The 1197-nt window shown below is 28.7% G+C and carries 1 pseudogene; it reads left to right on the top strand.

From position 1 onward, the window contains the following. Window positions 1-1197 (top strand): annotated as a pseudogene (locus tag L8X28_RS08270) (hypothetical protein); the annotation flags it as partial.

Genomic DNA, 1197 nt, shown 5'->3' with positions numbered 1-1197 from the left:
GGATTGGTAAATAATAAATCTGAAATTTATGTAGGTATATTTGGCATAGCAGATGGGGTTAATTTTAAAAATATCAATGTAGATTATATGGGTGGTGGTATTAAACACAGCAATAATAAAGATCTTCGGTTGGATTTTATTGGTGGCTTGCTCGGGTATAGTGTATTGTCAAACTATGATAATATTTCTTTAAAAAATATACAAATTGATGTAGCTGGTTCTTCGTATGTTGGTGGAATTGTTGGGATAAAGAAAGGTGGTAATAGTAATAATATTTACTTATACAATATATATATTACAGCACGTGGTATTAGTAATACAATTGGTGGATTTGCTGGAGCAACTACCGGTAATTCTAATCAGGATTTTTTCAATCGTAATATTTATTTGAGTAAGATCAATCTTAATGGATTTGATGGATCAGGACGGATTGGTGGATTTGCTGGAATAGTTGATCTCATAGATAGTGAGAATATTTATTTGAATAATATTACTCTAAATAGAACTGGTACAGATTTATGGATTGGTGGATTTGCTGGATCTTTCACTGCAAATTGTAATAATATATTTTTAAACAATATAAATATTAATTTTAATAATTCTGGAGGGTCTCTGATTGGTGGATTTGCTGGTGATACTCTATCTATTGGAGAAGAATTAAAGATAGAGAATGTTTTTTTGCAAGATATTGATATTATAAATAAAGGCGAGAGTGATAATTACATTGGTGGAGGCTTTATAGGTTTTAATGGTCGTTCCCCAATATATTTTTCTAATATAGTTTTAGATCAGTTATATATTGATTCTAAAAAAAATGGCTATACAGGAGGTTTTATAGGATATTATGATACTGATTCTAACTCGTTTTATCCTTCTGAGTTTAAAAATATTTTTATATTTTTTAAAGAAAATACAAAAATTTCTAGTGGGCAAGTTGGAAAATTCTTTGGAAAAATTGAAAAAGAATCAATAAAATCACTTTCCAATATCCACATCTACCATCATGAAAACGATTTAAGTAACGCAATAGCTGATCAAAACTATTGGGGTAATACTAATGATAAAATAAATATTCACACTTACAACGATATTAATAAAGATGAAGTTTATAATAAATTTAAAGAACAAGCAGATACCATATCTAAACCTATGCTTCCTATAATGCCACCACCTAAACCTTCTGAAGATATGAATATC

This window comes from Campylobacter sp. CNRCH_2016_0050h (assembly GCF_025772605.1).
Taxonomy (GTDB): domain Bacteria; phylum Campylobacterota; class Campylobacteria; order Campylobacterales; family Campylobacteraceae; genus Campylobacter_D; species Campylobacter_D lari_D.
This window is presented reverse-complemented; position numbering and strand designations above follow the sequence as displayed.